General features: G+C 70.9%; 6 protein-coding genes. All 6 read right to left on the reverse strand.

Annotation, left to right across the window (positions count from 1 at the left end; all coding sequences use genetic code 11):
• A partial coding sequence (locus JWQ91_RS10885; RefSeq protein WP_297783592.1) for a substrate-binding domain-containing protein occupies positions 1-479 on the reverse strand: 479 nt, incomplete at its 3' end.
• A gap of 35 nt (positions 480-514) precedes the next feature.
• Entirely contained in the window at positions 515-2,011 is a 1,497-nt protein-coding gene (locus JWQ91_RS10890) for a CoA-acylating methylmalonate-semialdehyde dehydrogenase (RefSeq protein ID WP_297783595.1), read from the reverse strand.
• Positions 2,008-3,945, reverse strand: a complete 1,938-nt coding sequence (gene iolD, locus JWQ91_RS10895) for a 3D-(3,5/4)-trihydroxycyclohexane-1,2-dione acylhydrolase (decyclizing) (protein WP_297783598.1) — start codon at positions 3,943-3,945, stop codon at positions 2,008-2,010. The genes JWQ91_RS10890 and iolD overlap by 4 nt, the downstream gene beginning before the upstream one ends.
• Complete coding sequence (gene iolB, locus JWQ91_RS10900) at positions 3,942-4,805, reverse strand: 5-deoxy-glucuronate isomerase (RefSeq protein WP_297783601.1); 864 nt, start codon at positions 4,803-4,805, stop codon at positions 3,942-3,944. Before iolB ends, iolD begins: the two co-directional genes overlap by 4 nt.
• Positions 4,802-5,695, reverse strand: a complete 894-nt coding sequence (locus tag JWQ91_RS10905; RefSeq protein WP_297783604.1) for an aldolase — start codon at positions 5,693-5,695, stop codon at positions 4,802-4,804. The genes iolB and JWQ91_RS10905 overlap by 4 nt, the downstream gene beginning before the upstream one ends.
• Positions 5,695-6,633: 5-dehydro-2-deoxygluconokinase (gene iolC, locus JWQ91_RS10910; protein ID WP_297783607.1), on the reverse strand; the 939-nt coding region annotated here is incomplete at its 5' end. The genes JWQ91_RS10905 and iolC, both read right to left, overlap by 1 nt.

A 6,633-nucleotide genomic window follows, 5' to 3' on the forward strand; every position in this document is an offset into this window, starting at 1 on the left:
TTGTAGCCCTCGCTCTTGAGTCGCTCACCGACCGCCTCGCCGGCGATCGTCTCGGTCTGGCCGATGTGGGTGATGGCGCCGAAGTCCTTGAACTTGTCGACGCCGGAGTTGATCGTCACGACCGGGACGCCGGCGGCGACGGCCTTCTTGATGCTGTCCTCGAGGCCGTCGGGGTTGGCCATCGAGACGACGATGCCGTCGACCTTGTCGGCGACCGCGCCGTCGATCAGCTGCGACTGCTTGGCGGGGTCGGGATCGGCGCTGTACTCGACCTTGACGCCGTAGTCCTTGCCGGCCTTCTCGGCACCTGACTTGACCCGGTCCCAGAACGCGTCGCCAGGCCCACTGTGGGTGATGACGGCGTAGGTCAGGTCCTTCGAGTTCTCCTCCGTGGCGTCATCCTTACCGGTGCCGCTGCAGGCTGCCAGCAGCGAACCGACGACGACGATGGCGCCAGCGAGCTTGAGCTTGTTTTTCATCGGTGTGTTCCTTCTCTTCTTCTGGTGTCCCGGCGTCATTGTGCCGTCGGGAAGTTGAGCTGGGCGAGCGATTCCTCGCTGACGTGCGGCCACCGGGTGGTGACCACCTTCGCCTGCGTGTAGAACCTCACACCTTCGGGACCATGGATGTGGTGATCGCCGAAGAGGGAGTCCTTCCAACCCCCGAAGGAGTGGAAGGCCATGGGGACGGGGACCGGCACGTTGATGCCGATCATGCCCACGTGGACCTTCCGCTGGAAGGTTCGTGCCACCTCACCCGAGGAAGTGAACACTGCGGTGCCGTTGCCGTACGGGTTCGCGTTGATGAGCGCGATCGCGGCATCCAGCGTCGGAACCCGAAGCACGGTGAGCACGGGTCCGAAGATCTCGTCGGTGTAGACCGACATGTCTGTGGTGACGTCGTCCAGGAGCGAGGGGCCCACGAAGAAGCCCTCCTCGAGTCCCTCGACGACCAGGTCGCGCCCGTCGAGGACGACCTTGGCGCCGGCCGCCTCACCCTGGCCGACGTAGTCGACGATGCGGTCGCGCGACGCCTTGGTCACGACCGGGCCCATCTCGGCGTCCGGGTCGGTGCCGACGCTGACCTTGAGGTCGACGCTGCGCTCGCGGATCTTGTCGACCAGCGTGTCGGCGGCGGGACCGACCGCGACGACCGCGGAGATCGCCATGCAGCGCTGCCCGGCCGAGCCGTAGCCCGCGGCGACGATGTGGTCGGCGGCGAAGTCCAGGTCGGCGTCCGGCATCACGACGGCGTGGTTCTTGGCGCCGCCGAGGGCCTGGACCCGCTTGCCGGTGCGCGAGGCGCCCTCATGGACGTACTTCGCGATGGGGGTCGAGCCGACGAATGAGACGCCGGCGATGCCGGGGTGCTCCAGGATCGCGTCGACCGCGACCTTGTCACCGTGCACGACGTTGAAGACGCCGTCGGGCAGGCCGGCCTGGGTGTAGAGCCGGGCGACCAGGTCGGACGCGCCGGGGACGCGCTCCGACGGCTTGAGGATGAACGTGTTGCCGGTCGCGATCGCGACGGGGTGCATCCACAGCGGCACCATGATCGGGAAGTTGAACGGGGTGATGCCGGCGACGACCCCGATCGGCTGACGGAACGTGTGCGAGTCGACGCCGCCGGAGACGCTGTCGTTGTACTCGCCCTTGAGCAGCTGCGGGATGCCGCAGGCGAACTCGACGACCTCGCGGCCGCGGACGACCTCGCCCTTGGCGTCGGCGAGCGTCTTGCCGTGCTCGGAGGAGATGATCGCGGCGAGCTCGTCCTCGTGCTCGACGAGCAGCTGACGGAAGTCGAACATGATCCGCGAGCGGGCCGTCACGGACGTCTCGCCCCACGTCTCGAACGCCTTCGCGGCGGCGGTGACCGCCGCGTCGACGTCGCCCGCGGTCGCGAGGCGCACCTGCGACTTCGCGACGCCGCGCGCCGGGTCGTACACGTCGCCGAGGCGGTCGCTCTCGCCCTGGTGGGCCTGTCCACCGATGTAGTGGTCGTACTGAGTCATGCGTTGCCCCTCTCGTGGGGTGTCTCGTCGGATGCCGGCGCGAGGTACGCACGCTGGCGGGTCTTGTGATCCTCGTAGGCGAGGCGGGCCTGCTGGGTCGACTCCAGGACGGAGACCTCGGACACCGGGACGTCCCACCACGCGGGGCTGTCCGGCGCCGGGACCAGCGGATCGGTCTCGACGTGGATCACGGTCGTGCGGGTCGACTCCTTGGCCTTCAGCACCGCGGCGCGGAAGTCCTCGATGCCGGCGACCGAGAGGACGTCGGCGCCGAGGCTCGCGGCGTTGGCGGCGAGGTCGACCGGGAGCTTGTCGCCGTCGAGGCCCGAGTCGGTGCGGTAGCGGTACGACGTGCCGAACCGCTGCGAGCCGAGCGACTGCGACAGGGCTCCGATCGAGGCGTAGCCGTGGTTCTGCACCAGCACGACGATGACCTTGACACCCTCGGCCACGGCCGTCACGAGCTCGGTGTTCATCATCAGGTAGGAGCCGTCGCCGACCATGACGAAGACGTCGCGGTCGTCGTCCTCGTCGAGGGCCGCCATCTTGACGCCCAGGCCGCCGGCGATCTCGTAGCCCATGCAGGAGAAGCCGTACTCGACGTGATATCCCTTGCGGTCCCGGGTGCGCCACAGCTTGTGCAGGTCGCCCGGCATCGAGCCGGCCGCGCACACCACGACGTCACGGGGCCCGGACAGCTCGTTGACCGCGCCGATGACCTGGGACTGGATCGCGAGCCCGTCGGCGACCTGCGGGGCGCCCTCGCCGTCGTACGCCCGCTGGACGATCGCGTCCCACTCGCCGGCGAGCTCGGTGGCCCGGGCGGTGTACGCCTCGTCGGCCCGCCAGCCCTCGAGCGCGGCCGTCAGGGCGGTGAGGCCCTCCCGAGCGTCCGCCACCAGCCCCGTCGCGGAGTGCTTGTGGGTGTCGAACGCCGACACGTTGAGGTTGACGAAGCGAACCCCATCGGCCTGGAAGGCCGTCCGGGACGCCGTCGTGAAGTCGCTGTAGCGGGTGCCGACGCCGATCACGACGTCCGCCTCCTCGGCCAGCGCGTTGGCGGCCGCCGTCCCGGTCGCGCCGATCGCGCCTACGGACTGCGGGTGGTCATACGCCAGCGAGCCCTTGCCTGCCTGCGACTCCCCCACCGGGATCCCGGTGGCCTCGACGAACGCCTGCAGCGCATCGTTGGCCTGCGAGTAGGCGACCCCGCCGCCGGCGACGACGAGCGGCCGGCGGGCCGAGCGGATGACCGCGACGGCACGCTCGAGCGCGGCCGGCTCGGGCACGGGACGGGCCACGTGCCAGACCCGCCGGGCGAACAGGTCGTCGGGGAAGTCGTACGACTCGGCCTGCACGTCCTGCGGCAGCGCCAGCGTCACGGCGCCGGTCTCGGCCGGGTCGGTCAGGATGCGCGTCGCGTGCAGCAGCGCCGAGGCGAGCTGCTCGGGACGGTCGACCCGGTCGAAGTGCACCGACACGGGCCGGAAGACGTCGTTGACCGAGATGTCACCCTGCTGGGCGCTCTCGAGCTCCTGCAGCACGGGGCTGGCGACCCGGGTCGCGAACGTGTCGCCCGGCAGCAGCAGCACCGGCAGGCGGTTGATCGTGGCCAGTGCGGCGCCGGTGACCATGTTGGTCGCGCCGGGGCCGACCGAGGCGGTCACGGCCATCGCGGCGAGCCGGTCGCGCTGGCGGGCGTACGCCACCGCGGCGTGCACCATGGCCTGCTCGTTGCGACCGTGGAAGAAGCGCAGGTGGGAGGGGTCACCGGACTGCTCACGCTCGAGCAGCGCCTGGCCGACCCCGGCGACGTTGCCGTGGCCGAAGATGCCCCAGCAGCCGGCGAAGAACGGGCGCTCGATGCCGTCCCGCTCGGTGAATTGCGCCTCGAGGAAGCGGACGGTCGCCTGCGCGACGGTGAGGACGGTCATGCGGTCCCTCCGAACGGGAGGCGGGGGTCGATGGGCTGGTCGGCCCAGGTGTCGCGGATCCAGGCATGGGCCGGGTCGTCGCAGATCAGCCAGGCCCGCTCCTCGCCCGGACCGGCCATGACGTTGAGGTAGTACAGGTCGTAGCCGGGGGCGGCGATCGACGGACCGTGCCAGCCGTGCGGGATCAGCACGACGTCACCGCTGCGGACCTCGGCCGAGATGTCGATCTCGGCGTCGTCGTGGCCGTAGACCCGCTGGAACCCGATCCCGGGCCCGGCCGGGCCGTCGGCGACCTCGAAGTAGTAGATCTCCTCGAGGCGCGTCTCGCCGTCGCGCTCCTCGTCGTGCTTGTGCGGTGGGTACGACGACCAGTTGCCGCCCGGCGTCAGCACCTCGCACGCGATGATGCGGTCGGCGGCGAGGACGCCGGGCACGCCGAAGTTGTTGACCTGCCGGCTCGACTGGCCCGCACCGCGCATCTCCACGGGGACGTCCTCCTTGGGCAGGTAGGCAGGCTCGAGGCGCTGCTGGCACACCGCGGAGGCCAGCGCGAAGCGTCCGCCCTCGGCGCTCGAGACGGCGAGCCGGGCGTCCCGCGGGGCGTACACGACGTCGCTGGGGCCGTCGAAGACGCTGGAGCGTCCGCCGAGTGTGAAGGTGTGACCGTCGACGGTCACCTCGGCGGACCCACCCAGCGACAGCACGACGACCTCGCAGTCGTCGGTGTCGAGCTCCTCGCGCTGCCCGGCGGCGAGCTCGAGGACCCGCAGCCCACTGAACTCCCACCCGGCGGACTTGGGGGTGACCTCCAGGGCGAACGGCCCACTGGCCGCCTCACCCGCACGCAGCACCAGACTCATGCCGTCATCATCTCCACCGTCGCGTCCACCGCGGCCTCGACGTCACCGCCGGGCGGGAACAGCAGCGAGCGGCCGACGACCATGCCGCGGACGGTCGGGCTCGTGAGCGCCTTGGACCACGCGGCGAACTGGGCGTCCTGATCTGACGAGACCTCACCGCCCAACAGCACCACGGGCAGGGTCGAGGCGGCAAGCACGGCCTCCATGTCCTCGACGACCGGCAGCTTGAGCCAGGTGTACGCCGACGTGGGCGCGAGGCCCGCGGCGACCGTCGCCGAGCGGATGACCGCCTCGATGGTCAGGTCGTTGCGCATGCGACCGGACTCGTCGCGGCCGGAGATGAACGGCTCGACCATCGACATGAGCCGGTGGGACGCGAGCTCGCCGGTCGCGTCGGCGCAGGCCTGCATCGTGGCGGGGGTCGCGGGGTCGTTGGGGTCGATGCGGAAAAGCATCTTGCCACCCTGGTAGCCCGCGCCGGCGATCGCCGACGCGTCGAAGCCCGTGAAGCGGTCGTCGATCTCGAACACCGTGCCGGCCAGGCCGCCACGGTTCATCGACCCGATGACGACCTTGCCCTCGAGGGCGCCGAGCAGCAGCAGGTCCTCGATGATGTCGGCCGTGCCGAGCACGCCGTCGACGCCGGGCCGCTCGAGGGCCCGCACCATGCGGGCCAGGAGCTCGGGTCGATCGCCCATCGCGAGGGGGTCGTCGCCGGCGCGCAGCGCGCCGCGGGCCGGATGGTCGGCGGCTACCAGCAGCAGGCGGCCCGTGCTGCCGACCAGACCCGTCGGCTGGGTGCGGGCCGCGGCCAGCTCGGCGATGCGTTCGGGGTGCTGCACGCGTGTCGTGACCAGTGCGGCAATGTCCTGGGCGGTGACGGTGGTCATCAGACCCTTCCTCGGGCGAGTACGGAGTCGACCTGGTCGACGGTGGGCATCGCGTCGGCGCACGACAGCTGGCCGGCGACGTAGGCCCCGGCGGCGTTGGCGAACGAGAGCATGCGGGTGAGGTCCCAGTCGTTGAGGAGACCGTGGACCAGCGAGCCGCCGAACGCGTCGCCGGCACCCAGGCCGTTGACCACGTCGACCGCGACCGGCGGCACGACGACGTGCTCGTCCCCGCGCACCCCCAGCACGCCGGCCGGACCCTGCTTGACGATCGCGAGCTCGACGCCCGCCGCGCGTAGCGCCTTGGCGGCGGACTGCGGATCGGTCTCACCGACCGCGACCTCGCACTCCTCGCGGTTGCCGACGGCGACCGTGACGTGCGGCAGGGCGGCCTGCACCTGGGTGGTGGCCAGCTCGGTCGACTCCCAGAACATCGGGCGGTAATCCAGGTCGAGCACCGTCGTGCCCCGCTTCCCGCGGGCCTCGAGCGCGGCCAGCGTGGCCTCGCGGCTCGGCTCCTGCGACAGGCCCGTGACGGTCACCCAGAAGACGTCGGCGGCGCGAATCGCGTCGAAGTCGAGCTCATCGACGTGGATCTCCAGGTCCGGTGCCTTGGGCTCGCGGTAGAAGTACAGCGGGAAGTCGTCGGGCGGGAAGATCTCGCAGAACACGACCGGCGTGGGCAGGCTTGCGACCGGCGTGACGTACTGGTCGTCGACGCCGAAGCCGACGAGCTCGCGGTGGATGAACCGGCCGAACGGGTCGTCGCCCGTGCGGGTCACGACGGCCGAGCGGTGCCCGAGCCGGGAGGCGGCCACCGCGACGTTGGTCGCGCTGCCGCCGAGGAACTTGGCGAACGTCGTGACGTCCTCGAGACCCACCCCGATCTGCTCGGGGTAGATGTCGACGCCGACGCGTCCCATCGTGATGAGCTCGTG

It is taken from the genome of Aeromicrobium sp. (assembly GCF_025965075.1).
Taxonomy (GTDB): domain Bacteria; phylum Actinomycetota; class Actinomycetes; order Propionibacteriales; family Nocardioidaceae; genus Aeromicrobium.